The 25,444-nt window shown below is 70.1% G+C and carries 18 protein-coding genes and 3 pseudogenes; 3 read left to right on the forward strand and 18 right to left on the reverse strand.

The genetic code is table 11. The annotated features are described in order from the left end of the window. Window positions 1–127: 127 nt before the first annotated feature. Entirely contained in the window at window positions 128–3,184 is a 3,057-nt protein-coding gene (locus tag CES90_RS01455; RefSeq protein ID WP_189781902.1) for an ATP-binding protein, read from the forward strand. Window positions 3,185–3,270: 86 nt separating this feature from the next. Here CES90_RS01455 and CES90_RS01460 read toward each other — a convergent pair. The 5 genes and pseudogenes from CES90_RS01460 to CES90_RS01480 form a co-directional block, all read right to left on the reverse strand. Next, a pseudogene (locus CES90_RS01460) lies at window positions 3,271–3,705 on the reverse strand (transposase); the annotation flags it as partial. 16 nt (window positions 3,706–3,721) lie between these two features. Then, window positions 3,722–4,376: pseudogene (locus CES90_RS01465) on the reverse strand (transposase); the annotation flags it as partial. Continuing rightward, complete coding sequence (locus CES90_RS01470) at window positions 4,291–4,632, reverse strand: hypothetical protein (protein ID WP_208921396.1); 342 nt, start codon at window positions 4,630–4,632, stop codon at window positions 4,291–4,293. The pseudogene CES90_RS01465 and the gene CES90_RS01470, both read right to left, overlap by 86 nt. Before the next feature lie 16 nt (window positions 4,633–4,648). After that, complete coding sequence (locus tag CES90_RS01475; protein ID WP_189781874.1) at window positions 4,649–4,798, reverse strand: hypothetical protein; 150 nt, start codon at window positions 4,796–4,798, stop codon at window positions 4,649–4,651. Between the two features lie 199 nt (window positions 4,799–4,997). Continuing rightward, window positions 4,998–5,714 (reverse strand): hypothetical protein, encoded by a 717-nt coding sequence (locus tag CES90_RS01480; protein WP_189781873.1) that lies wholly within the window; start codon window positions 5,712–5,714, stop codon window positions 4,998–5,000. 68 nt (window positions 5,715–5,782) lie between these two features. Here CES90_RS01480 and CES90_RS01485 point away from each other — a divergent pair, with 68 nt between their 5' ends. Together CES90_RS01485 and CES90_RS01490 are read left to right on the forward strand one after the other, a co-directional pair. Further along, a complete protein-coding gene (locus tag CES90_RS01485) occupies window positions 5,783–5,920 on the forward strand; it encodes a hypothetical protein (RefSeq protein ID WP_189781872.1) in 138 nt (45 codons plus the stop codon). Window positions 5,921–6,505: 585 nt separating this feature from the next. After that, window positions 6,506–6,746, forward strand: a pseudogene (locus CES90_RS01490) (SDR family NAD(P)-dependent oxidoreductase); the annotation flags it as partial. Window positions 6,747–6,791: 45 nt separating this feature from the next. On the opposite strand, the gene pgi reads toward CES90_RS01490, so the two are convergent. The 13 genes from pgi to CES90_RS01555 form a co-directional block, all read right to left on the reverse strand. Continuing rightward, the gene (gene pgi, locus CES90_RS01495) at window positions 6,792–8,444 is read right to left on the reverse strand and encodes a glucose-6-phosphate isomerase (RefSeq protein ID WP_189781871.1); all 1,653 of its coding nucleotides are present in this window, start codon (window positions 8,442–8,444) and stop codon (window positions 6,792–6,794) included. Between the two features lie 274 nt (window positions 8,445–8,718). Beyond that, on the reverse strand, window positions 8,719–9,006 hold the full coding sequence (locus CES90_RS01500) for an RNA polymerase-binding protein RbpA (protein ID WP_007448238.1): 288 nt from the start codon (window positions 9,004–9,006) through the stop codon (window positions 8,719–8,721). 251 nt (window positions 9,007–9,257) lie between these two features. Beyond that, window positions 9,258–9,488: a preprotein translocase subunit SecG gene (gene secG, locus CES90_RS01505; RefSeq protein WP_055514354.1), complete on the reverse strand. Its 231-nt coding sequence runs from the start codon at window positions 9,486–9,488 to the stop codon at window positions 9,258–9,260. 218 nt (window positions 9,489–9,706) lie between these two features. Next, window positions 9,707–10,483 carry a triose-phosphate isomerase gene (gene tpiA, locus CES90_RS01510; RefSeq protein WP_189781870.1) on the reverse strand — a complete coding sequence of 259 codons (777 nt, stop codon included), beginning with the start codon at window positions 10,481–10,483 and terminating at the stop codon, window positions 9,707–9,709. A 3-nt stretch (window positions 10,484–10,486) separates the two neighbouring features. Then, entirely contained in the window at window positions 10,487–11,698 is a 1,212-nt protein-coding gene (locus CES90_RS01515; protein WP_189781869.1) for a phosphoglycerate kinase, read from the reverse strand. A gap of 135 nt (window positions 11,699–11,833) precedes the next feature. Next, window positions 11,834–12,838 carry a type I glyceraldehyde-3-phosphate dehydrogenase gene (gene gap, locus CES90_RS01520; protein WP_189781868.1) on the reverse strand — a complete coding sequence of 335 codons (1,005 nt, stop codon included), beginning with the start codon at window positions 12,836–12,838 and terminating at the stop codon, window positions 11,834–11,836. A 268-nt stretch (window positions 12,839–13,106) separates the two neighbouring features. Next, on the reverse strand, window positions 13,107–16,061 hold the full coding sequence (locus CES90_RS01525) for a M14 family metallopeptidase (protein WP_189781867.1): 2,955 nt from the start codon (window positions 16,059–16,061) through the stop codon (window positions 13,107–13,109). 188 nt (window positions 16,062–16,249) lie between these two features. Further along, window positions 16,250–17,239: a DNA-binding protein WhiA gene (gene whiA / locus CES90_RS01530; protein ID WP_149822800.1), complete on the reverse strand. Its 990-nt coding sequence runs from the start codon at window positions 17,237–17,239 to the stop codon at window positions 16,250–16,252. Continuing rightward, entirely contained in the window at window positions 17,230–18,300 is a 1,071-nt protein-coding gene (locus tag CES90_RS01535) for a gluconeogenesis factor YvcK family protein (RefSeq protein WP_189781866.1), read from the reverse strand. Before CES90_RS01535 ends, whiA begins: the two co-directional genes overlap by 10 nt. Next, on the reverse strand, window positions 18,297–19,349 hold the full coding sequence (gene rapZ, locus CES90_RS01540; RefSeq protein WP_189781865.1) for an RNase adapter RapZ: 1,053 nt from the start codon (window positions 19,347–19,349) through the stop codon (window positions 18,297–18,299). The genes CES90_RS01535 and rapZ overlap by 4 nt, the downstream gene beginning before the upstream one ends. Continuing rightward, complete coding sequence (uvrC, locus tag CES90_RS01545; protein ID WP_189781864.1) at window positions 19,346–21,451, reverse strand: excinuclease ABC subunit UvrC; 2,106 nt, start codon at window positions 21,449–21,451, stop codon at window positions 19,346–19,348. Before uvrC ends, rapZ begins: the two co-directional genes overlap by 4 nt. Before the next feature lie 164 nt (window positions 21,452–21,615). Beyond that, on the reverse strand, window positions 21,616–22,287 hold the full coding sequence (locus CES90_RS01550; protein ID WP_189781863.1) for a response regulator transcription factor: 672 nt from the start codon (window positions 22,285–22,287) through the stop codon (window positions 21,616–21,618). A 241-nt stretch (window positions 22,288–22,528) separates the two neighbouring features. Beyond that, window positions 22,529–25,306, reverse strand: a complete 2,778-nt coding sequence (locus tag CES90_RS01555) for a nitrate- and nitrite sensing domain-containing protein (protein ID WP_189781862.1) — start codon at window positions 25,304–25,306, stop codon at window positions 22,529–22,531. Window positions 25,307–25,444: the final 138 nt, after the last annotated feature.

Genomic DNA, 25,444 nt, shown 5'->3' on the forward strand with positions numbered 1-25,444 from the left:
TGAGTACCATCCGCTGAACGGCGAGGCCTCGGAGTCCTCGCCCGGATGCTTCGGGCAGGACTCGAAGGGGATCGTCCCGTGAGGCGGGGCGGTACGGGGGGCAGGGGAGTTGGCGACGTTCGGTGAGATGCTGTTGGTCTTTCGCCGGGCCGCGGGGTTGACACAGGAGGAGCTGGCCGAGGCCGCCGGGATGGCGGCCCGGTCCATCCGGGATCTGGAGCGCGGCCGGCGGGCGCGTCCGCAGCGCCGCACGGCGCAGTCGCTGGTGTCGGCGCTGGGGCTGAGTGACGCCGACGCCGCCGTGTTGCTCGCGGCGGGCCGCCCCGGCAGGCAGACGATTCCTCCTGCCGACGACGGCACGGCGCCGTCCGGCCTGCTCGGTCGTCGGGACCAGTTGATGGTCCTGGAGCGTGCGGCCGGTGAGGCACGGGCGGGCCGGGGCGGCGTGGTGCTGGTACGGGCGGGCGCGGGGATGGGGAAGACCGCGCTGCTGGATGCGTGGGCAAGCCTCCAGCAGCCGCGGGAGATGCTGGTGATGTCCGCGAGCGGGGCGGAGCTGGAGCAGGGCTTCGCCTTCGCGGTGCTGCGGCAGCTGGTCGAGCCTTTGCTGGCCCGAGCCGGCGACGAGGGGCGGGCTCGGTTGTTGGCGGGTCCGGCGCAGTTGGCGTCGCACGCGCTGCGTGTGGAGGGGACCGGTGAGCTGTCGCCCGAGGCGTCGCTGGGCCTTCTGCACAGCCTGTACTGGCTGATGGTGCATGTCGCCGACGAGGGGCCGGTCGCCCTGGTGGTCGATGACGTGCACTGGGCGGATGTCCCGTCGGTGCGGTGGCTTGAGTACCTGGCGCGGCGTCTGCGGGGTCTGCCCCTGCTGCTGGTGCTGGCGGGGCGGCCGGAGGACGGGGCCGGGGCCGAGCCGATGCTGGAGCGGATCGCCGGACAGCCGTACTGCCGTCTGGTCGGCCTGCCCGGGTTGGACATCGACAGTGTGACCCACCTGGTGCGGGCGAGCCTGGGGCCCGCTGAACCACGGTTCGTCGCCGCGTGTGCCTCGGCCACCGAAAGCAACCCCCTGCTGCTGCACGAGTTGCTGCGGACCCTGGCCGACAACCAGGTCGGGGCCACCGACGATCAGGCCCATCTGGTGGAGGAGTTCCGGGGCCGGATCCTGGCCGGAACCGTGGTCAAGCGGCTGGCCGACGAGCCGGAGCCGGTCCTTTGCCTGGCGCGGGCCCTGGTCGTGCTGGGGGACGAGGCCACCTGGAAGGTCGCTGCCGAGCTGGCGGGGCTGGGCGAGTCGACGGCACGGGAGCTCGGCCGCAGGCTGCGGCAGATCGGTGTGCTGGCGCCGGGCGAGCCGGTGCGGTTCGGGCATGCCCTGGTCCGCACCGCTGTCGCCGAAGCCGTCCTGGGGCCGGTGGAACTGGCCGCCGGTCACGCGCGGGCAGCCGAACTGCTGCGGAGCGACGGCGCGGCCGACGATCTGGTGGCGGCCCATCTGCTGCTGGCCGAACCGGGCGGTGAAAGCTGGTGGGTGGACGCCCTGCGGGAGGCGGCGCGGGCGACTCGTGGCCGAGGGGCTCCGGAGGTCACCTCCGCCTATCTGCGCCGGGCTCTGCGCGAGCCGGTGCCCGTCGAAGAGCGCGGCCCCTTGCTGCTGGAGCTGGGCAAGGACGAGATACAGATCGACGTCGGCGCGGCCAGGCACCACCTGACGCAGGCATCGACGGCGTTAGCCGACCCGTACGCGCTGGCCGAGGCGGCCTCTCTGCTCGCCAGCGCGCTGTTCCTCAGCCACGAGCACGAGCGCGCCGTCGACGTCCTCGCCCGCGCGGTGGACGATCTGGGGCAGACCGACGACGGCATCGGCCTCGCCCGTGAGGTGTCGTGGTTCCTTCAGGCACAGATGCTGCTGATCGGCTACGACCAGCTGTCCACGCTCCCCGCCGCACGCCGGCACGCGCGACGGCTGCGGGACCACAAGCTGGCCGGTGACACCCCTGGTGAGTGCGTGGTCCTGGCCGCGCTGTCCGCCTGGGCCACCACCGGGGAGGCCAGTGCCCAGGTCGCCAACGACCTCCTCGACCGGGCCCTGCGAGGCGGACTGGTCGCGGCGGACGCGTCCCACATGTTCGTGAGCCTCGCCGGGCTGGCCTTCGTGGCCACCGACCGGCTCGACGACGCGGTCGCGCGATTCGACCGCGTCGGCGACATGGGCGGCCGATGGGGCTCGTTCCTGATGGTCTCGTCCGCGATGACCTGGCAGTTGCTCGTCCAGGCCCGCCGTGGCCGACAGCTCCCGCTCACCGCTGACTTCGGACACCCCGCCACCACGGCCGACCAGGGCTTGGAGCCTCGGGTCAGGCTGTCGATGACAACCCAGGTGGGCGAGTCGCTGATCGAGCGGTGCGACCTGACCTCGGCGACGGCAGTGCTCACCGCGGACGCCGACTTCGACCGGGTGGGCTGGACCTGGCAGGGCCCGGCGCTCCTCGCACGCAGTCGCCTGCACGCGGCGCGGGGCAACCCGGCCGCCGCCCTCGCCATCCTGCACGAGTACGGCGCGCAGGAGAACCGGGCACAGGTCATGAGCCTGGCCTGGGTGCCCTGGCGGTCGCGGGCGGCCTTGCTGCACCTCACGCTCGGACAGCGGACGGACGCGCTCCAACTGGCCACCGAGGAACTGGAGCTGGCCCACCGGTGGGGCACCGAGCGAGCGATCGGGGTGGCCTCACGCTGTCTGGGCGTCATCCACGGCGGACACAGAGGGCAGGCCCTCCTGCGCGAGGCCGTGGCCCTGCTGAAACGGTCCCCCGCCCGACTGGAACTGGCCCGCGCCCACTACGGGCTGGGAACCGCCCTCATGCGCGGCGGCGAGACCGACGAGGCCCGCCAGGCCCTCACCCAGGCGCTCCACCTCGCGGACACCTGCGGCAGCGTCCTGCTGGCCGGCCAAGTACGCGGAGCGCTCGCCGCGGCAGGAGTGCGCCCGAAGCCGGCTCCACCGGCGGCCCCGAGCCTCTCCCCGACCGAACACCGGCTGGTCGAGCTGCTCCGCGCAGGTCACAGTGACCGTCAGATCGCCCAGGCCCTGCTCCTGACCCCGCACGACGTGACCGGACTCATCGAGCAAGCCGGCCGCAAACTGGGGGTGAGCAGCAGGGCGGAGCTGGCGTCCCCGGCCTAGCTACTTGCTCCTGGAAAAGGGTTTGTCCAGCTGAGAGGCGATGCCAAGTTCGGACCGTGGTGGTGTCTCCTGCGTGTGGTGTCGTGTCATCGGCTGATGACGGCCACCCACTGGAGGTTGTAGGCGAAGATCCCGAGTCCGGTCCAGGTCTGCGCGCCGTCCAGGCGACGCAGGCGGGTGCGGCGGAGTCCGAAAGTGCGCTTGAGGTGGCTGATCCGGGCTTCGATACCGACTCTCCAGTTGCGCATCCGTCGGAATGAGCGGCTGCGTTCGTACTCACAGCGGGCTTTTCCGGGCTTGCCGGCGCGTTGGAGGCCGATCCGCTGGAGGCCGAGTTCCTCGAGCGCGCGGTCGTTGGCCGCGGTGCCGAAGCCACGGTCGGCGACGACCGTGCCTGGCGGACGGCCGGTCAGCGTGGTGACGCGCTCCACCGACGGCACCAGTTGCGGTGCGTCGGGTGGGTTCCCACGCTGGAGCTGGTGGTCGACGATGAAGCCGTGTTCGTCCTCCGCCACCAGTGATTCCTAATGCGGTTTGTCAAGCCGCGAGAGTGCTTGGCGGCGTGAGCTCGTAGCACCGTTGGTCGCGCAACAGGGCCCAGAGGACGTTGACTCGGCGGCGGGCAAGGGCAAGCACGGCCTGGGTGTGGCGCTTGCCTTCGGCTCGCTTGCGATCGTAAAACCGGCGGGATTCCTCGCACGTGCGGAGGCTGAACAGCGCAGAGATGTAGAAGACGCGCTGGAGACGACGGTTGTATCGCTGGGGACGCCGGAGATTTCCGCTGATCTTCCCAGAGTCGCGTGGCACTGGCGCGACGCCTCCGAAGCCGGCGAGTCGGTCCGGAGTGCCGAAGGCGGTCATGTCGCCGCCAGTGGCCGCCAGAAACTCCGCTCCGAGGATGATGCCCAGGCCGGGCATGCTGGTGATCACGTCGAAGTTGTGGTGGTCGCGAAACCGGGCCTCGATAACCTTGTCGAGTTCGGCGACCTGCTGGTTGAGGGCCATCACCTCCATCGCCAGCGGGCACCAGTTGGGCGGTCAGCTTCTCTCCGGGCAGGCTGGTGTGCTGGCGCTCGGCGGCCTGGACTGCGGTGGCGGCGAGGCGGTCAGCGTGGATGACGCGACGGTTGGTCAGCCATGTCTGCAGTCTCCTGGGGCCGATCCGCCGGATGGCTGCGGGAGTGAAGCTTCCCCTTGATCGTGGACACCTGGAGACTGGGATCTAGAGGTTCCAGAGGAAGTAGCACCAGGTGGGAAGCCCCGACGTCCGCTCCCTTGCCCTCGGCGGCCTCCAGGGCGCGGTAGGTGACCTCCCGCACGGCGCGGCCGCTCTCGCTCTCCTCCATCTTCCGCAGATAGGCGATGAAGTCCTCGGGAACGCCGGACGAGTCGACGTCGTGGAAGCGTGCGGCAAGGTTTTCGGCCGTGCGTGGTTCGGTGGTGTCCACGTGCTGTTGTCTCCCGTCATGGGGGCGCCCGATGCTTCAGTGCGAGGCGCTCGTCGATGAGCTGGATCAGCTTACTGGTACGGGAATTGGCGGCGAGTCCGGAGGGCTGGACCCATTCCACCGTCAGCGGATTGATCAACCCCGCCTCGACGTGTTCGGCGAACATCGGACGGATCTCGTCGAGCCGGGCGGCGATGGCCTTGCCCGCCGTGTCCCCGTCCCCGGGGGGGCGCCCGCGATCCGGAGGACGAGTTCGTCCCTGGCGTCCTTGCGGCGCTGCACCACCTGCCTGCCGATGAGGAACCGGCCCTGGGCCACGTGCTGCACGAGGGCACGCAGATCCTCCAGGTACAGGGTGATGGGGCTCACTCGTCGGAGCGGCCGAGCAGTCTGAACCGCCCGGCCCCGCGGTCCACCCACTCCCCGCGGTCACCGGTGGGGTAACGGATCACCGGCATCAGACGGCACCCCAGATCTGTGACGACCAGCCGTCCGGGTCTGCCCGGTTCGGTGATGGTCTCCGAGGAGTCGTCGTCGACGACCTCGGTGACGGTCCGCGGCCGGTGGACGGTGTGGACCCGAAGGAGCGGATCGCGGCGCCCGGGAACGCCTCTTCCAGCAGGGGGCGCTGGTCGGCGAGGGCGCCGCGTTCGCCGAGGGTGATGATGACGAGGCGGGGGCCGGCCGCGTGCCAGGTCGGCAGTGAGATCGAGGGCTTCCACGTCCGTGCGGGACTCCTTAAGGGCTCGCAGCGCCGCCATGTCGAGCGCCGACCGAGGCTCGGCATCGGCGTCCGGGAACGGGATGAGGAGTTGCTCGGGCTCACGGGCCTGCTGGTGCACCACGACGTCGCCGTACAGGGCGCGGCCGGTGCGGCGCGCGGCACGCAGCCGGGCGCTGAGAACGGTGGAGGCGATGACCGCGCGGTCGTAGAGCAGCGGGACGCGTGGGATGTCCCACTCCCCCGGTTCCAGGGGCGGGCGGGGCGTGTCCGGGTCACCGGGGCCGGCCGGGGGCCGGTGGCTCGGATCGGGTTCGGCGTCTGTGGGCGGCGGCGGGTGGGCGGGTCGGCCAGGGTCCATCGGACGGTGTAGAGGCGGTAGGCCGGCATACGGCCGCGCAGTGTCTTCGGCTCGCTGATGTCCAGGCAGTGCGTGGCGATGGCGGCGTCCACGATTTCCTCGTCCAGGCCCGGGGCGCGGCGGCGGCCGCGCAGGACGAGGGCGAGGTGACGGCTGGCTTCGGCGAGCAGGTGTCGGCGGTGGAAGAACGAACACCATCGCGGTGACGTGGACGGCTGCCAGGGCGACGTCGACCACGGCGGTGACCCGGGCCCGGATCGCTGCGGCTGCGGCTGCGGCTGCGGAACGGGCGTGCTCGAGGAGGGAGTTGATGACGTCGACGGCCACCCCGAAGGTGAGGATCGCGCTCGTCTTCCACCACGCGCGCAGCTGCGCGAGCGGCCGGGTCTGCGGCTGCTTAGATCCCCTTCGACCCGGCGTGAACGCCCCACGAGCAGGGCTGTGTTCGCGCCGTCTATCGAACATCAGGGGGAACAACTTGCGATCGAGGAAGCTGTCTTCAGGGCTGTCATCCTCGGGTTGCTTGTCAGCTGTCTGAGCACCGCGTACGCGGCTGATGAGCCTGTTCCGGGGCATGGCGCCGCAGTGGAGGCGCCGGAGGATCCCACAACCGTCTCGTCGAGGTCACCGCATACGACGGCTGGGGCGACGCCCTCAACAGGGGCTCGGTGAAAGGCTCCGCCAAAAAGACCGGAGCCTGCAAGGTCAGCAGCGCGAAATTCCCGAAGAATCCGACCCTACGTGGGTCCGTGTCCGTCAGTCCGTCAGGCTCGGGGCACCTCAGCTGCGCCGCCCAGCGCGCAGTGCGTGGCATGCTCCGGGAAGGCCATGGCCGTATCGTGCTGATCTCCTCCACGGCGGCCCTCCACGGCGCCGCCGGGCAGACCAACTACGCGGCGGCGAAGGCGGGTCTGGTCGGTTTCGCACGGTCACCGAACCCATGAACTCGGTGCCCGGGACATGGAGGAGCAGCGCCGGAACCTGCTGCGGCAGACCCCTGCCGGACGCCTGGCCCGGCCCGAGGACGTCGCAGGCGGACGGCTGGCGCCGCCCGTCTGCCCACAACCACCAAGTCCTCTACCGGCCGCGCAGCTCCCGGTACTTGGCGACCAGGGACCGCGTCGACGCGTCCAGCCCCGGTACCTCCGCTCCCTCGGTCAGCGCCGGTTCGACACGCTTGGCGAGGACCTTGCCCAGCTCGACGCCCCACTGGTCGAAGGAGTCGATGTTCCAGACGGCGCCCTGGACGAACACCTTGTGCTCGTACAGCGCGATCAGCTGGCCGAGCACCGACGGGGTGAGCTCCTTCGCCAGGATCGTGGTCGTCGGGTGGTTCCCCTTGAACGTCTTGTGCGGCACCAGCTCCTCCGGCACGCCCTCGGCCCGCACCTCGTCCGGCGTCTTGCCGAAGGCCAGCGCCTGGGTCTGGGCGAAGAAGTTGGCCATGAGCAGGTCGTGCTGAGCCTTGAGCTGGTCACCGAGCTCGGCGACCGGCTCGGCGAAACCGATGAAGTCGGCCGGGATCAGCTTCGTACCCTGGTGGATCAGCTGGTAGTACGCGTGCTGCCCGTTCGTCCCCGGCGTGCCCCACACCACCGGGCCCGTCTGCCACTCCACCGGGACCCCGTCCCGGCCCACGTACTTGCCGTTGGACTCCATGTCCAGCTGCTGCAGATACGCCGTGAACTTGGACAGGTAGTGGCTGTACGGCAGCACCGCGTGCGACTGGGCGTCGTGGAAGTTGCCGTACCAGATGCCCAACAGGCCGAGCAGCAGCGGCACATTGGACTCGGCGGGCGCCGTGCGGAAGTGCTCGTCGACGATCCGGAACCCGTCGAGCATCTCCCGGAAGCGGTCCGGACCGATCGCGATCATCAGCGACAGCCCGATCGCCGAGTCGTACGAGTACCGCCCGCCGACCCAGTCCCAGAACTCGAACATGTTGGCCGTGTCGATACCGAAGTCCGACACCTTCTCGGCGTTCGTCGACAGCGCCACGAAGTGCTTGGCGACGGCCTCGGAGCCGGCCTTCAGCTCGGTGAGCAGCCAGTCGCGCGCCGAGGTGGCGTTGCTGATTGTCTCGATCGTGGTGAACGTCTTCGAGGCGATGATGAACAGCGTCTCGGCGGCGTCCAGGTCCCGTACGGCCTCGTGCAGGTCGGCCCCGTCCACGTTGGACACGAAGCGGACGACCAGGTCGCGATCGGTGTAGGAGCGCAGCACCTCGTACGCCATCGCCGGGCCCAGGTCGGAGCCGCCGATGCCGACGTTGGCGATGTTCTTGATGCGCTTGCCGGTGTGGCCGGTCCACTCGCCGGAGCGAATGCGCTCGGCGAAGCCGGTCATCTTGTCGAGCACCGCGTGCACGCCCGGCACCACGTTCTCGCCGTCGACCTCGACCACCGCGTCACGCGGGGCGCGCAGTGCGGTGTGCAGCACCGCCCGGTCCTCGGTGGTGTTGATCCTCTCGCCGCGGAACATGGCGTCCCGCAGCCCGAACACGTCGGTCGCGGCGGCCAGCTCGCGCAGCAGCCGCAGCGTCTCGTCCGTGACCAGGTGCTTGGAGTAGTCGACATGCAGATCGCCGACCTCCAGCGTGTACCCGGCGCCACGCCCGGGGTCGGCCGCGAACAGCTCTCGCAGCTGCACATCACCCAGCTGCTCCCGATGCTCGGCCAGCGCCGTCCACTCGGGCCTCTGGTTGAGCCTGGTACGGCTTCCTGCGTTCATCTCGGACTTCAGCCTTCTTTCCTACCTGGTCCTGCCTGCGTGCCTTGCCCCGCTGCCGGTCCAACTTAATGGAGCACAAGGAAACAGAAACAGTCGCCTCGTCGTCGCCCGGCTCAACAACAGAGCACAACAACAGAGCACAACAACAGATACGTCCACCAGGGCCGGCGCGATCAACAGGCGATCCAGGCAGCGATCCGGGCATGGTCGAGCGCCACAGCCGCCGTAAACGCGTCCGGCCAGGCACCCTTTGGTGCCCGGCCGGTGTCGACTTCTAGATCTCGCCCCGCAGCTTGGCGAGTGCCTCGGCGAGGATGGCCTCGCCGTCGGCGTCGCTGCGGCGCTCCCGCACATACGCGAGGTGCGTCTTGTAGGGCTCGGTGCGCGGTGGGTCCGGCGGGTTGTCCCGGTCCTGTCCGGCCGGGAAGCCGCAGCGCGGGCAGTCCCAGGTCTCGGGGACCTGCGCGTCGCTGGCGAAGCTCGGCTGGGTCTCGTGTCCGTTGGAGCACCAGAAGGAGATGCGCAGCCGGGGTGCGGACTCGCCGCGCTCGGCTTCGCCCATCGGCCCCGCCCCGACCCGGCTTCCTCGGATCGCGTTGCCACTTGCCACGGTGTAACTCCCTGCGTGATGGTGCGGCGAAGCGAGTCGGCGTTTCGCTTCGCTGCGAGCGCCTCAGTCTACGTAAGGCCCAACGCGCGTCCAGTGATTGGAGTTACATCCCGCACACAGACGCAAGCCCCATGATAAGCCGCGCTCGAAGTCGCGTACCCAGCATGGGGCTTTACGTACGGATTGTGCGTCCGTGACGCAGGTCAGTTGTTGACCTTCATCAGGATGCCGAGTACGACAATGCACGCGAACCACAGCAGACCGACCACGACGGTGATCCGGTCGAGGTTGCGCTCGGCGACCGAGGAGCCGCCGACGGACGACTGCATGCCGCCACCGAACATGTCGGAGAGGCCGCCGCCCTTGCCCTTGTGCATCAGCACCAGCAGCATCAGCAGGCCGCTGAAGACGATCAGGGCGATCGAGAACCCCATAACCACGGCTGGACCAACTTCCTCGGATCTGGATGGACGACAGGGGCATGGCGGCAGCGCCATGCCCCCGCAAGGGTACGACGTTCCGCCGCTACCGCATACTCGCTGCTCTTCGGTTCGCCGCCGGGGCGCTCAATCCGGTGTCGAGAGGCCGACCGTGCTCAGCCCTTCGGGCCTCCGCGCGCTCGTCCTCTCGACACCGGCCGCGCCCCGGCGGCTCACTGGTCGCGGAAGCGCACGATCTTGACGAACTCGTCCGCGTCCAGCGACGCGCCACCGACGAGGGCGCCGTCGATGTCGGCCTGGGCCATGATCTCGGCGACGTTGCCGGCCTTGACGGAGCCGCCGTACTGGATGCGGACCTGGTCGGCCAGCTCCTGGCCGTACAACTCGACGAGCTTGGCCCGGATGGCGGCACACACCTCCTGGGCGTCCTCGGCGCCGCAGACCTTGCCGGTGCCGATGGCCCAGACGGGCTCGTAGGCGATCACGATGGTCTCGGCGTGCTCGGCGGGGACGTCCTTGAGGCCGCCCTCGACCTGGGCGAGGGTGTGGGCGACGTGGTTGCCCGCCTCGCGGACCTCCAGCTCCTCGCCGACGCACAGGATCGGGGTCAGGCCGTGCTTGAAGGCGGCCTTGACCTTGGCGTTGACGATCTCGTCGGTCTCGTCGTGGTACTGGCGGCGCTCGGAGTGGCCGATCGCCACGAAGGTGCACTTGAGCTTGGCCAGCATCGGGCCGGAGATCTCGCCGGTGTAGGCGCCGGAGTCGTGGGCCGAGAGGTCCTGGGCACCATACTTGATCTTGAGCTTGTCGCCGTCGACCAGGGTCTGGACCGAGCGCAGGTCGGTGAAGGGCGGCAGGACCGCGACCTCACAGGCCTCGTAGTCCTTGTCGGCGAGGGCGAAGGCGAGCTTCTGGACGTGGGCGATGGCCTCCAGGTGGTTGAGGTTCATCTTCCAGTTGCCCGCCATCAGCGGCGTACGCGTGCTCAAAGGTCAGTCCTCCAGTGCGGCGAGGCCGGGGAGCGTCTTGCCCTCGAGGTATTCGAGGGAGGCGCCGCCACCGGTCGAGATGTGGCCGAATGCGTTCTCGTCGAAGCCCAGGATGCGCACGGCCGCGGCGGAGTCTCCGCCGCCGACGACCGTGAAGGCCTGGGAGTCGAGGAGTGCCTGGGCGACCGCCTTGGTGCCCTCGGCGAAATCGGGGTGCTCGAAGACGCCCATGGGGCCGTTCCAGAAGACGGTGGCGGCGTCGGCGATCTTCGAGGCGTACAGCTTGCGGGACTCCGGACCGATGTCCAGGCCCATCTGGTCGGTCGGCATGGCGTCCGCGACGACCGCGGTGGCGTCGGCCGGATCCTTGCTCTTCAGGTCCGGGAACGCGGGCGCGACCACGGCGTCGACGGGCAGGACCAGCTCGACACCGGTCTTCTCCGCGCGCTCCAGGTACTCGGCGACCGCGCCGAGCTGGTCCTCCTGGAGCAGGGAGCTGCCGATCTCAAGGCCCTTGGCCTTGAGGAAGGTGTACGCCATGCCGCCGCCGATGAGGATGCGGTCGGCCTTGCCGAGCAGCTGGTCGATGACGGCGAGCTTGTCGGAGACCTTGGCGCCGCCGAGGGCGACCACGTAGGGACGCTGGACGTCCTCGGTGAGCTTCTTCAGGACGCCGACCTCGGTGGCGATGAGGTACCCGGCGTAGTGCGGCAGCCGGGCCGGCAGGTCGAAGACCGAGGCGTGCCCCCGGTGCACCGCACCGAAGCCGTCGCCCACGTAGACGTCGGCGAGGGCGGCGAGCCGGTCCGCGAAGGCGCCGCGCTCGGCGTCGTCCTTGGCCGTCTCACCGGCGTTGAAGCGCAGGTTCTCGACGACGGCGACCTGGCCGTCGGTGAGGCCCGCGACGGTGGAGGCGGCGGACTCGCCGACCGTGTCCGTGGCGAACTGGACCTCGACGCCGAGGAGTTCACCGAGGCGGGCGGCTGCCGGGGCGAGCGAGAAGGCCGGGTCCGGGGCGCCCTTGGGGCGGCCCAGGTGCGAGGCGACGACCACGCGAGCGCCCGCCTCGGCCAGCGCCTTCACGGTGGGCAGTACGGCGCGGATGCGGCCGTCGTCGGTGATGGTGGTGCCGGACAGCGGCACATTGAGGTCGGCGCGGACGAAGACCCGCTTGCCCGTGACCCCTTCGGCGAGGAGTTCGTCGATCGTCTTCATGGAAAGGGGCTCCTGAGGGAGGACTCGTGGTGCTCGTGATCTTAAGAGGGCTGATCTGCACGTGAGTCAGGGCCCGGGCGGCGCGTCACTGCGCCGCCCGAGCCCTGCCGTCACATCAAGTGCCTGCTCTGCCGATCAGAGCTGGTTGCCCACGAAGACCGTGAGGTCGACGAGGCGGTTGGAGTAGCCCCACTCGTTGTCGTACCAGCCGACGACCTTGACGGACTTGCCCTGGACCATGGTCAGGGAGGAGTCGAAGGTGCAGGAGGCCGGCCAGTTCACGATGTCCGAGGACACGATCGGGTCCGCGGTGTACTCGAGGATGCCCTTGAGCTGGCCCTCGGCGGCCTTCTGGAAGGCGTTGTTGACCTCGTCCTTGGTGACCTCGCGGTCCAGCTCGATGACCAGGTCGGTGACCGAGCCGGTCGGAACCGGGACGCGCATGGCGATGCCGTCCAGCTTGCCCTTGAGCTGCGGGAGGACCAGGGCGGTGGCCTTCGCGGCACCGGTGGTGGTCGGGATGATGTTCTCGGCGGCGGCGCGGGCGCGGCGCAGGTCCTTGTGCGGGAAGTCCAGGATGCGCTGGTCGTTGGTGTACGCGTGGACGGTCGTCATCAGGCCCTTGACGATGCCGAACTCCTCGTCGAGGACCTTGGCCATCGGCGCCACACAGTTGGTGGTGCAGGACGCGTTGGAGATGACGTGGTGGTTGGCCGCGTCGTACTTGTCCTGGTTGACGCCCATCACGATGGTGATGTCCTCGTCGGAGGCCGGAGCCGAGATGAGGACCTTCTTGGCGCCGCCGGCCAGGTGCTTCTCGGCGTCGGCCTTCTTCGTGAAGATGCCGGTGGACTCGATGACGATGTCGACGCCCAGCTCGCCCCACGGGATGTCCGCGGGGTTGCGCTCGGAGAGGACCTTGATGGTGTGACCGTCGACGGTGATCGTGTCGGCGGTGTGCGACACCTCGGCCTTGAGACGGCCCAGGATGGTGTCGTACTTCAGCAGGTGAGCGGTGGTCGCGGTGTCACCCAGGTCGTTGACAGCCACGATCTCGATGTCTGCACCCTGCTCCAGCAGCGCGCGGAAGTAGTTACGACCGATGCGGCCAAAGCCGTTGATGCCTACGCGGATCGTCACGAACCGATCTCCTCGTTGGTACGCCGGCTCAGTGCCGGCGAGCTGTATGGGATGTCCCCGACCGCCTACGACCCTACCTCCCCAGGGCCCGTCCGGTGACATCGAGATGCCCTATACATGGCGGTGCGGCCCGTACCCGCCAGTAGGGATACGGACCGCCCAGGTTTTGCAAGGTGATTACCTTTTGAGCACCCATCCGATCATCTGATTTCAGACGTTCAGGAGGGGCGCTTCATCCGGATTCTCACGGTTCTCGCCTTCTGCTTCCTCAGCCCTTCAGGGCCGCCAGTGCCTTGCCGAGGAGTGCCTTGCGGTCGACCGCCGAGGTGACCTGTTCCAGGCCGAAGCCCAGCAGCACGGTGTCGTCCGTGGTGACCGCTCCGTATGTCTTGAAGAGTTCACCCGACAGACCCCAGTCCTTCACGACCGCCGGGCTGCCCTCGGGCGCGCCGGGGGTGGCCCAGGTACCGAGGGAGGTCTCGAAGCCCTCGACGGGACCGGCCGTGCCGCCGGTGACGACCGTGGCGTTGTCGGCGAGGAGACCGCGACCGCCGGAGCCGGGGTCGGTGATGTAGCTCAGCGACACCTCGACCCTCTTGCCGGCGTACGCGGACAGATCGAACTCGACCTGCTGCCAGCCGTCGGACGCCCCGGTGAAGCTGTTCCAGGAGCCGCTGGTGCCGGTGGGCGCGCAGCTGCCGGAGCCCGCGGTCAGGTACCGCTTCAGGGCCGGGTGGGCCTTGATGAGGTACCCGGCCTCGCACTCGGTGGGCACGGCGGTGGAGGTGGCGCCGCCGGCCTCCGGCAGCGTGGTCCAGTCGTCCGCCCCGGCCGTGTGCGCCTCCAGGACCGCGTGGTCGTAGCCCTCCTCCGTGTTCCACAGGAGCTGGGTGCGCAGGGTGGGCTTGTCGGCGGCGCTCACCGAGGTGAGGTCGATGGTGCGGGTGAGGCGGTTCCAGGCGTAGTCGGAGTGCGTGACGGCGGCCATGGACGCGCCCTCATAGGGGCCGTACGGGTTGACGGTCCCGGGGTACTGGCCCGCCCCCGCGCTCTTGAACTGCGGGAACGTCTCCACGGGCAGGGCGTCCGAGGTGAGGCCGAACGATCCGGCGGTGTCCAGCGGGTTGCCCGGCGCGCCGCCGAGCGCTCCCGTGAAGCCGCCGAGCCTGCCGCTGCCCGCGAAGGAGGTGGCGTTCGGCAGGGACGTACGGCTGTAGGCGCCCAGGTAGTACTGGCTGAAGTCGTTCGACAGGGTGCCGCCGCCGAGGTCGACGGCGCCGCCGGCGCTCTCACCGGACTCGATCAGCTTGCCGCCCTCGTTGAGGTAGGCGCGCAGTTCGAGCTGGGTGGCCACGCCCGGGCGGACGGCGCCCGTGTAGTGCACGACCCGCTTGAAGTGCTTCAGTACGCCGAGCGCGTCGGGGGCGCCCAGGGTCGCGACGTCCCAGACGAGCGCCTTCTTGCCGTTGGCCTTCAGCGCGTCCACGTAGGTCCGCGCCTGGGTCGCGGTGGCGCCCTCCTCGGCGACGACGAGCGTGTCGGCCTTGGGCCGCTCGGCGATCTTGTACGTGAAGCGCTCGCTACGGGTGGGCTTGCCGCTCTTCGTCTTGCCGGTGAACCAGACCTGGACCTTGTCGCCGGGCTCGCCGTGCCGCACCTTGGCCCGGTACTCGTCGAAGTAGAGGTTGTCCTCACCGCCGAACGTCTCGCCGCCCTTCCAGGCCTTGAGCGTCCGCTCGTGGGTGCGGCCGCCGTTGACGCGGTACTTCATCTCCTTGTCGCGCACGGACTTGCGTACGACGACGGAGATCTCCTGGTCGGCGCCGCGCGAGTACGACGTGGTGAAGGGCGCCGGGGTGAAGTCGGGGGCGTCGATGCCGACCGAGGACTTCGGCTGGTCGGGCCTGACGGCGGACTCGGCGAGGGAGAGCGCGAACGGGATGTTCTTCTCGAACTCCTGCTGGATCAGCTTCTCGTCGTCCGGGAACGTGAAGACCGAGGCGCAGTCCTCGGGCTTCCAGGCGTCGTCCGGGTCGATGTTCGACGCGGTCTGGCACGTCGACATCTCGGGGGTGAAGAACGCCGCGCCGTTGACGTTGGACGCGTGCCCGTTCGCCTCACCGTTGGTGGTGTACAGCTCGGAGGAGAGCTGGGGGCGGTAGCCGGGGATGGCGGGCTTCTCCGGGGTACCGGCCAGCGACTCGTAGAGCACGTCGTCCGGGGTGGGGCTCGCCACCTGCCAGCCGACCCCGTAGAGGATGAGCTCGGCGGCCGAGTGGTAGTTGATGCCGTACTCGAAGCCGATGCGCTTCTCGAAGGCGTCCAGTGCCCGCGTCTCGGGCTCGGAGTTGGGGCCGCCGCCGCGGTAGGTCTCGTTGGTGGGGAACGGGGACGAACCCTCGTCGTCGTAGCCCCACTTGTAGGCGAAGTTGCGGTTGAGGTCGACGCCGTCGCCGATCGCTATGGAGCCGTCGCCGTTGATGTCCCGCAGGTTCTTGCGCCACTGACGGTTGCCGTCGGGCCGGTGCGTGAAGTCGTAGCCGTCCGGGTTGGCGGAGATCACGAACCACAGCTCGGTGGTGTCGACGATCTTCTTGATCCGCTTGTCCGTCTTGTAGTTGTCCAGGTAGTGGTGCATCAGCCGCCGGGTCATCTCCGGCGTGATCCACTCACGCGCGTGCTGGTTGGACAGGTACAGGACGGAGGGCTTGGCACCGTCCTTGGTCTTCTTCGCGTTCTTGGTGACCTTGACCGCGAGGATGTCCTGTCCCTGGAGGGACTTGCCTATCGAGACCACCTTGGTCAGGGACGGGTTCTCCCGGCCCGTCCGGATGATCTCCTCCTTGATGTTGCCCGCGCCGCTGTACGGGCGGTAGACCCCGTCACCGGCGGCGGCCACCCGCGCCTGGGCCTTCTTGGTGAGCTGGTGCTCGTCGAGGTCGACGCCCTGCTTCTCCAGGGCCTCCGCCTGCTTGTCGGTGAGGTAGACCTCGACCGCCGCGGTGCCCTTCTCCGGTACCGTCTCGCTGAGTTCATGGCCGTCCTGCCCGGCCGCCAGCAGCAGAGGTACCTGCTTTTTCGTCACCTCGGCGCGGAAGACCTTGAGTTCGTCCGCGTCGGTGGAAGTGCCGCTGTCGGCCGCCTGCGCCAGCGGTGCGAGTCCTGCGCCGCCACCGAGCAGGAGCACGCCCGCGGCAAGGATCGTTCCAGCTCTTGGTCTCATGAGCCCCCCTTGCAGTGGTTCGCCACAGTGGCGAACTGACGCCAGGCTCATGTCAGTTCTGGATCAAGTCAAGGGTGTAACACAGGCCACACAAGGATTTCACGCCGGATGCGAAACGCCGGTGCCGACCGCCCAACTGGGCGTCGGCACCGGCGTGTTGAACCGTCCGCCGATCTACTGACGGGTCGTCACCCGACGAGGTTTTCAGCCATGTCCTCGGTGAGGCTGGCCTCGGTCCCCGGGATGCCCAGGTCCGAGGCGCGCTTGTCGGCCATGGCCAGCAGCCGGCGGATCCGGCCCGCGACGGCGTCCTTGGTGAGCGGCGGATCGGCGAGCGCGCCCAGCTCCTCCAGGGAGGCCTGCTTGTGCTCCATGCGCAGCCGGCCGGCGGCCGCGAGGTGCTCGGGGACGTCGTCACCGAGGATCTCCAGGGCGCGGCCCACGCGGGCACCGGCGGCGACGGCTGCGCGGGCCGAGCGGCGCAGATTGGCGTCGTCGAAGTTGGCGAGCCGGTTCGCCGTGGCGCGGACCTCGCGGCGCATCCGCCGCTCCTCCCAGGCCAGCACGGACTCGTGGGCGCCGAGGCGGGTGAGGAGCGCGCCGATCGCGTCCCCGTCCCGTACGACGACCCGGTCCACGCTCCGTACCTCGCGGGCCTTCGCGGCGATCGACAGCCGCCGGGCCGCGCCGACCAGTGCGAGGGCCGCCTCCGGGCCCGGGCAGGTCACCTCCAGGGAGGACGAGCGTCCGGGCTCCGTGAGGGAGCCGTGTGCCAGGAACGCACCACGCCAGGCCGCCTCGGCGTCACAGGTGGCACCGGAGACGACCTGCGGGGGCAGGCCCCGGATGGGGCGGCCCCGGCCGTCCACCAGACCCGTCTGGCGGGCCAGCTGGTCGCCGCCGGCGACCACGCGCACGACATAGCGCGAGCCCCGGCGCAGGCCACCGGGGGCCATCACGATCAGTTCGGAGCTGTGGCCGAAGATCTCCAGGATGTCCCGCTTCAGGCGGCGGGCCGCCATCGCGGTGTCCAGCTCCGCCTCGATCACGATGCGGCCGCTCACCAGGTGCAGCCCGCCCGCGAACCGCAGGATCGCCGAGACCTCCGCCTTTCTGCAGCAGGTCCGGGTGACGGGTAGCCGGGAGATCTCGTCCTTCACCGCTGCCGTCATCGCCATGGGCCGATCCTTCCATGCATCCGAAAAATACGGTCGTACGCGGCGGCCAACAGCTCCGGATCGTGCCGCGGAGATCCATCGGTCCGGGCCACCGGCGCCAGCTCGACCGCGGCACCGAACCGTTCGGCGGCGTCGGTCAGGGAGTCGCGGTCGGGCACGGCGGCCTCGTCGGCCAGCACCACGTCCAGGGCGAGTTTAGGGGCGTGTCGTGCCAAAACCTCCAAATGACGCTGCGGGGAGAAGCCATCGGTTTCTCCCGGCTGCGGGGCGAGGTTCAGCGACAGCACGAGCCGGGCCTTGGTCTCGGTGAGGGCGTCGAGGAGCTCGGGCACGAGCAGGTGCGGGATCACCGAGGAGAACCAGGAGCCGGGGCCGAGCACCACCCAGTCGGCGTCGCGGACCGCCGCCACGGCCTCGGGCACGGCGGGCGGGTCGTGCGGCACGACGTGCACGGACTGCACATCGCCGGGCGTGAGCGCGACGGTGGCCTGCCCCCGTACGGTGTCGACCTCGTCGGGGCGGGCCGGGTCGTGGCCCTTGACCAGGGCCTGGAGCTCCAGCGGTACGGCCGACATGGGCAGGACGCGGCCCTGGGCACCCAGCAGCTTGCCGACCAGGTCGAGGGCCTGGACATGGTCGCCGAGCTGCTCCCACAGGGCGACGATCAGCAGATTGCCGACCGCGTGTTCGTGCAGGGCGCCCTGGGACTGGAAGCGGTGCTGGATGACGCGGGCCCAGGTCTGGCCCCAGTCGTCGTCGCCGCACAGCGCGGCCAGGGCCTTACGCAGGTCGCCGGGCGGCAGCACGCCCAGCTCGTCGCGGAGGCGTCCGCTGGAGCCGCCGTCGTCGGCCACGGTGACGACGGCGGTGAGGTCGCCGGTGATCCGGCGCAGGGCGGCGAGCGAGGCGGACAGGCCCATGCCGCCGCCGAGCGCGACGACCTTGGGCTGGGCGCCCCGGCGGCGGGGCCTCGCCCCCCTCGCCTCGGCGGGCCGGTCGGCGCGGCCCTCGGGGGTGACCCGGCGCAGCCTGCTCAGCCGCAGCGCAGCACGTCCGGTCACTCGCGCCCCATGTCCCGGTGTACGACCACGGTCTCGACGCCCTGGGAGGCGAGGCGGGCGGCGAGCTTCTCGGAGGTGGCTACCGAGCGGTGCTTGCCTCCGGTGCAGCCGACCGCGATCGTCACGTACCGCTTGCCCTCGCGGCGGTAGCCGGCGGCGATCATCTGGAGCAGCTCGGTGTAGCGGTCGAGGAACTCTTTGGCACCGGGCTGGTTGAAGACGTACGCGGAGACCTCCTCGTTGAGGCCGGTGTACGGGCGCAGCTCCGGGACCCAGTGCGGGTTGGGCAGGAAGCGCATGTCCACGACCAGGTCGGCGTCGACGGGGAGGCCGTACTTGAAGCCGAAGGACATGACGGTGGCCCGCAGCTCGGGCTCCTCCTCGCCGGCGAACTGGGCGTCCATCTTGGCCCGCAGCTCGTGCACGTTCAGGCTGGAGGTGTCGATCACCAGGTCGGCGTCGCCGCGCAGCTCGCGCAGCAGCTCGCGCTCGGCGGCGATGCCGTCGGTGATGCGGCCGTCGCCCTGGAGGGGGTGCGGGCGGCGCACCGACTCGAAGCGGCGGACGAGGGCGTCGTCGGAGGACTCCAGGAAGACGATCCGCCGGGTGACGTTCTTGGTCTCCAGGTCGGCGAGGGAGTCGCGGAGGTTGTCGAAGAAGCGGCGGCCGCGGACGTCGACGACGACCGCGATCCGCGCCACGTTGCCCTGGGAGCGGGCGCCGAGCTCCACCATGGTGGGGATCAGCGCGGGCGGCAGGTTGTCGACGACGAACCAGCCGAGGTCCTCCAGACACTTGGCGGCCGTCGACCGTCCGGCGCCGGACATACCGGAGATGATGACCAGCTCGGGGATGGCCGCCTCGGGGACCCCGGGTGTTTCGATGCCCGTACTCACGTGTGCTCCGTCTTCCTGTGGCGCTGGGTGCTGCGAGGCATGGTCACCCGCCGCGATCTGGGCTTCCCCGCGCTCCGCTGTGTGCTCTTGGTGCTGTGCTTCCGGACGCTCTGGGCGCTCCGGGAGTTCTGGGCGCTCGTCGTGCTCGGTCATGTCTCCTGCCCTCGCCGCCGGTCCGGGGAGCCCGCGGCCACGGGCTCCCCAGAGGGGTCCGCCGTCGTACCGGGCTCCTCATCCTCCATGATCTCCCCAGTGGCCGTGTTCACGGCGGGTGCGGCCGGAGCCGCCTGGGCGAGGGCCGCGGCGATCGTCTCGGCCGTCTTGCGGCCTATGCCGGGGACCTCGCAGATCTGGTCGATCGTCGCGGCACGCAGCCTCTTGAGCGAGCCGAAGTGCTTGAGCAGGGCCTGCTTGCGGGTGTCGCCGAGCCCCGGTACGTCGTCCAGGGGGCTGGCCCGGAAGCGCTTGGCCCGCTTGGTGCGCTGGTAGGTGATGGCGAAGCGGTGGGCCTCGTCACGGACGCGCTGGAGCAGATACAGCCCCTCGCTGGTGCGGGGCAGGACCACCGGGTCGTCCTCGCCGGGCACCCAGACCTCCTCCAGGCGCTTGGCGAGGCCGCACACGGCGATGTCGTCGATGCCCAGCTCGTCGAGGGCCCGCCGGGCGGCGGCCACCTGGGGCTGCCCGCCGTCGACGACGACGAGCTGGGGCGGATAGGCGAAGCGCTTGGGGCGGCCGTCGTCGTCCTTGAGGCCGTTCGCGGGGCCGCCGAGGCCATCCCCGGCTTCTGCGGACTCGTCGGCGTCCTCCACCCACTCGCCGGTCTTCTCCTTCTCGGCGAGGTACCGCTTGAAGCGGCGGGCGATGACCTCGTGCATGGACCGGACGTCGTCCTGGCCCTCGCCGTGCCAGATCTGCGTGTCTCCGACACGACCCTTGATCTGGAAGCGCCGGTACTCGCTCTTGCGGGCCAGCCCGTCCTCGAAGACGACCATCGACGCCACGACGTCCTCGCCCTGCAGGTGGGAGATGTCGTAGCACTCGATCCGCAGCGGGGCGCTGTCCAGGTCGAGGGCCTCTGCGATCTCCTCCAGGGCACGGGAGCGGGTGGTGAGGTCGGAGGCGCGCTTGGTCTTGTGCAGGACGAGGGACTGCTGGGCGTTGCGCTGCACGGTCTCCATGAGCGCCTTCTTGTCGCCCCGCTGCGGGATGCGCAGGGAGACGTTGGACCCGCGGCGCCCGGTGAGCCACTCCTGGACCGGTCCGACGGGGTCGGGCAGCGCCGGGACGAGGACTTCCTTGGGCACGGAGTCGCCCGTCTCCTCGCCGTAGAGCTGCTGGAGGGCGTGTTCGACGAGGTCACTGGTGGTGACGGCCTCGACCTTGTCGGTGACCCAGCCACGCTGGCCGCGCACGCGTCCGCCGCGTACGTGGAAGATCTGGACGGCCGCCTCCAGTTCGTCCTCGGCGACGGCCATCAGGTCGGCGTCGGTCGCGTCGGCGAGCACGACCGCGTTCTTCTCCATGGCCTTCTTCAGGGCCTCGATGTCGTCACGCAGCCGGGCGGCCCGCTCGTACTCCATCTCCTCGGCCGCGTCCATCATCTGCTTCTCGAGGCGCCGGATGTACGTGCCCGTGCGCCCGGCCATGAAGTCGCTGAAGTCCTCGGCCAGTTCACGGTGGTCCTCGGCGGAGATCCGCTCCACGCAGGGCGCCGAGCACTTGCCGATGTAGCCGAGCAGACAGGGCCGGCCGGTGCGGGCCGCGTTCTTGAAGACACCGGCCGAGCAGGTGCGCACCGGGAAGACCCGCAGCAGCAGATCGACCGTGTCACGGATGGCCCACGCGTGCGCGTACGGCCCGAAATACCGGACGCCCTTCTTCTTGTGACCGCGCATCACCTGCACGCGCGGGTACTGCTCGTTCATGGTGACCGCGAGGTACGGGTAGCTCTTGTCGTCGCGGTACTTGACGTTGAACCGGGGGTCGAACTCCTTGATCCAGGAGTACTCCAGCTGCAGCGCCTCGACCTCCGTGGACACCACCGTCCACTCCACGGAGGCGGCCGTGGTGACCATCGTCCGGGTGCGCGGGTGGAGGCCGGCCAGGTCCTGGAAGTAGTTCGCCAGGCGCTGGCGCAGGCTCTTCGCCTTCCCGACGTAGATCACCCGACGGTGCTCGTCACGGAACTTGTACACCCCGGGAGAGTCCGGGATCTGCCCCGGACTGGGGCGATAGCTGGAGGGATCGGCCATGCTCCACACCCTACTGGCGGGGAGTGACAACAAGGGGGCCGCGCCCTGAACGGGCGCGGGGCTGTATCGATATGCGGCTCCGCCGCGTGGGCGCGACCGGCCACGACGGACCCACAGCCGCCGGACGACATGAAGCCCTGAGCTATTGGCGCGTCCCCAAAAAACTAGCGCGTCTCCAAGAACGTCAGCACAGCCAGCACCCGCCGGTGATCATCCGGCTCCTCAGGCAACCGCAGCTTGCCCAGAATGCTCCGCACATGCTTCTCGACCGTGCCCTCAGTCACCCACAACCGCTTCCCGATCCCCGCATTGGACCGCCCCTCGGCCATCAGGCCGAGAACCTCCCGCTCCCGATTGCTCAGCATCGACAAGGGGTCATCCCGCCGCTGCGCGGCGACCAGTTCCTGCACCAGGGACGGATCGACCACGGCCCCACCCCGCCGGATCCGGTCCAACGTCTCCAGGAACTCGTCCACGACAGTGATCCGGCTCTTGAGCAGATACCCGATGCTGCGCCCACCGGCCAGCAGCTCCAACGCATCCTCGACCTCGACGAACGCCGACAAGACCAGGATCCCGACCGCCGGATACCGCTCCCGGATCTCGCGGGCCACCTTCAGCCCCTCGGTCGACTGGGTCGGCGGCATCCGGATGTCGATGATCGCGATGTCCGGCTGCTCCGCCTCGACCAGGTCCATGAGCCCGTCGGCGTCCCCGGCCTGCCCCACCACCTCGTAGCCGACGCGCTCGCAGAGGCTCGCCAGTCCCTCCCGAAGGAGCACGTCGTCATCGGCGAGCACCACCCGTCCGCGCCCTGGATGCTGATCGGCGTCCATGGTCTCGGCCTTCCCCCTTGCCCGACCTGTCCGGTTCGTCCCAACAGCCTGCCCGAACTGGGGACTTACGGCTAGCCGGAAGCCTAGTTGGGGGAAGGCCGGGAGGACACCGGAACGTTTGAGCGCCATGCTCGAAGTCAGACGGCAGTCTCCGCCGTCCGACCCGACCGCCCGGACCGTACGCGTGCCGAGTCCCCGACTCCCCCCTTGAAGAGGACTCCGCCGCGTACGCGCCGGGCGGTCATGCGTGACTCTCCGTATCCGGCGGCGGTGTGACGGGGAGCCGTACCGTCATCGTCGTACCGCTGTCCGGCGGGCTGGCGACGGTCAGCCGGCCGCCGATCGCCTCGACGCGGTCGATCAGTCCGATCAACCCCGAGCCCTTGTCCGGCTCGGCTCCCCCGACGCCGTCGTCGCGGACGATCAGTTCCAGGACACCCTGCTGGTCCTCGGCCGCCACGGTCACCACGCTCGCGCGTGCGTGCTTGACGGCGTTGGTCAGGCACTCCGAGATGACGTAGTACGCGGCCACCTCGGCCTGTTCCGGGAAGCGGGCGGTGGAGAGCCGCAGGTCGAGTTCGACGGGTATGGCGCAGCGGCGGGCAAGGGCGCGCAGGGCGGGGCCGAGGCCGCCCTTGGAGAGCACGGCCGGGTGGATGCCCCGGGCCACCTGGAGGAGGTCCTGGAAGGTGTCGTCGAGGCCCTTTCCCAGGTGTGCCAGTTGCCGGGCCAGTTCCGACGAGGCGTCCTCGACCAGGGACTCCGCCATCCGCAGCTCCAGTTGGAGGGAGACCAGGCGCTGCTGGACACCGTCGTGCAGGTCGCGTTCGATACGGCGCCGGGAGGCGTCCCCGGCGGCCACGACACGCGCGCGTGAGGCTCTCAGCTGGTCGCGGCTGTCGGCGTTGGCGACGGCGGTGGCGATCAGTTCGGTGAAGTCGGCGAGCCGGGATTCGGTGCCCTCGGGCAGCGGGTCCAGGAGCGAGGCCGCGACGACGACGCCCCACAGCCGCCCCTCGACGACGATGGGCGCGCCCACGGCACTGCCGACCCGGGCCGCGGACCAGGTGCGGGCCACCTCGTCGACCACCTGCGCCGCCGCCTCACTCCCTACCAGGCGGGCGTCCTCCGCGCTCAGCTCGACGTCGGCGTGCGCGATACCGAGGACCTTGTTGGCACCGTCCGGCTCGTAGCGCAGTACGGCCGCGGCCGTACTCAGCAGGGACCCCACCTCCTCCGCCACCTTGGCGAACACCTCGAACGGCGGCACACCGCGCGCGACCGCGGTGGCGACCCGGCGCAGCGCGGTCTGTTCGAGGGCGGCCCGGCGGCTCTCGGTGACGTCGCGGGCTGCGGCGTAGATGAGGCCTTCCTCGGGGACCGGCCGTGCGCTCCACTGCAGCCAGCACTCGGTGCCGTCCGCGCGGATGTACCGGTTCACGAACTCGGCGACCTCGGCGCCGCCCGCCAGCCGCTCTATGGCCTCCCGGGTGCGGTCCCGGTCGTCGTCGTGGACGAACTCCATTAACGGCCGGGCGATCAGCGTCTCGCTCACGTACCCCAGGGTGCGTTCGAAGGCCGGGTTGACGCGCTTGAAGTAGCCGTCGATGCCGCTGATGCACAGCAGGTCCAGGGAGAGGTTGAAGATGCCCTCCAGTTCCTGTTCGGCCCGTCTGCGGCGCCCGTGGGCGGCGGCGAAGGAGGCCATGGTGCCGTTCATGCCGCCCAGCAGTTGGGCCCAGGTGCCGTCGAAGGAGTCGACGTCGGCCCGGTGTTCGAGCCGGTTCGCGTCGATCGCCGTGTTCATGGCCCGGATCTGCTCGGCCAGCCGTTCGGTGGTCACCCGCAGCTCACGGAAGGTGTCGGCGACGTCCCCGAGCTCGTCGCGTCCCGCGTAGCGGATGTCGTACGAGAGGTCGCCGTCCGACAGGGCCCGGGCGCCGGCGGCCACCTGCCCCAGGGGACGGGTGATCGAGCGGCGCAGGGCAAGCGCGAGGAGAGTGACGAGGAACAGGACGGCCAGGGAGACGCCCAGTTCGGTGAAGGCCCGCGTCCGGGTGGCGCTCAGCTCGCGGTCGGCGGTGACGGCGAGTTCACGCTCGGCCCGCTCCTGGATGCCGCGCAGATCGTCGACGTAGCTCTCGGAGTCGGCCAACCAGCGGTCGTACGAGGGCCAGTCGGCGGGCCGGGGGTCGGCGTCGGCGAGCATGTCGCGGACCTTGCGCACGGCGCGTCCGGGGCCCTGGAAGACGACGCTGTCCAGCTCGGACCGCAGCTCCGGGGACGTGGTCTGCCGGAACGCCCGCAGCTGGGCGTCCTCCAGTTCGGTCCAGCGGCCGGCGGCGGTGGGGCGTTCACCGGCGGGGGCGTCGAACAGGATGGCGAGTTCGGCCCGTTCCCGTTCGGCGGCGGCGATGGCCCGCAGCAGCGCGATGTGGGCGTCGGCCGCACGGCCCGCGGCCCTGGTCGGGCGCCCGGACTCCAGGGTGGCGACGGTGTCGATCAGATCGGTCTCGATGCCCTTGTACCTCCTGGCCACGACCGGCGCCTCCAGCGAGGTGGTGCCCGTCTCGACGCGCAGCGCGTGCAGTTGCCGGCGGACGGCGTCGAGGACACCGGCGACGTCGGCCTCCGGCCGCTCGACAGCGTGCCCGAAGGCCCCTCGCAGCGCGCTGTCGGTGGCCTGCTCGGCTTCGAAGCGCTCGCGCAACGTGCCCGGTCCGGGGCGCAGCCGGGCCCGCACGGCCGCGATCCGCTCGTGTGCGACGGCGTCGGAGACCCCTCCGGTCGCGAACGACACCTCGATGGCGTCGTCGAAGTGACGCAGGGTCCGCGCCTCCTCCCACTGGGCCACGGCGGCGAGGGCCGTGAACACCAGCAGGCAGGTGACCGGCAGCAGGACGAGCAGCATCAGCTTGGGGCCGACGCGGAGGCGGGACAGGAACGGCACGGCGCCCTGCCCTTGAGGGCGTGGGCGGAGCAAAGCCGGGCCTCGTCCTTGCGCAGGTGAGCGGCGCATGGCCGGCCTCAGGGAGCGGTGGGCGGGTCGTGCGGTTCCGCCGTGCCGTGGCTGAGGCAATCGGCCGAGTCCCTGGCGGCGCGGAGCCGACCGTGGGTGCCCCCTGGCGTCTCGGAGTCCTTGTTCACGTCCACGTGT

Origin of the sequence: Streptomyces capitiformicae (genome assembly GCF_002214185.1) — a bacterium.
GTDB lineage: Bacteria > Actinomycetota > Actinomycetes > Streptomycetales > Streptomycetaceae > Streptomyces > Streptomyces capitiformicae.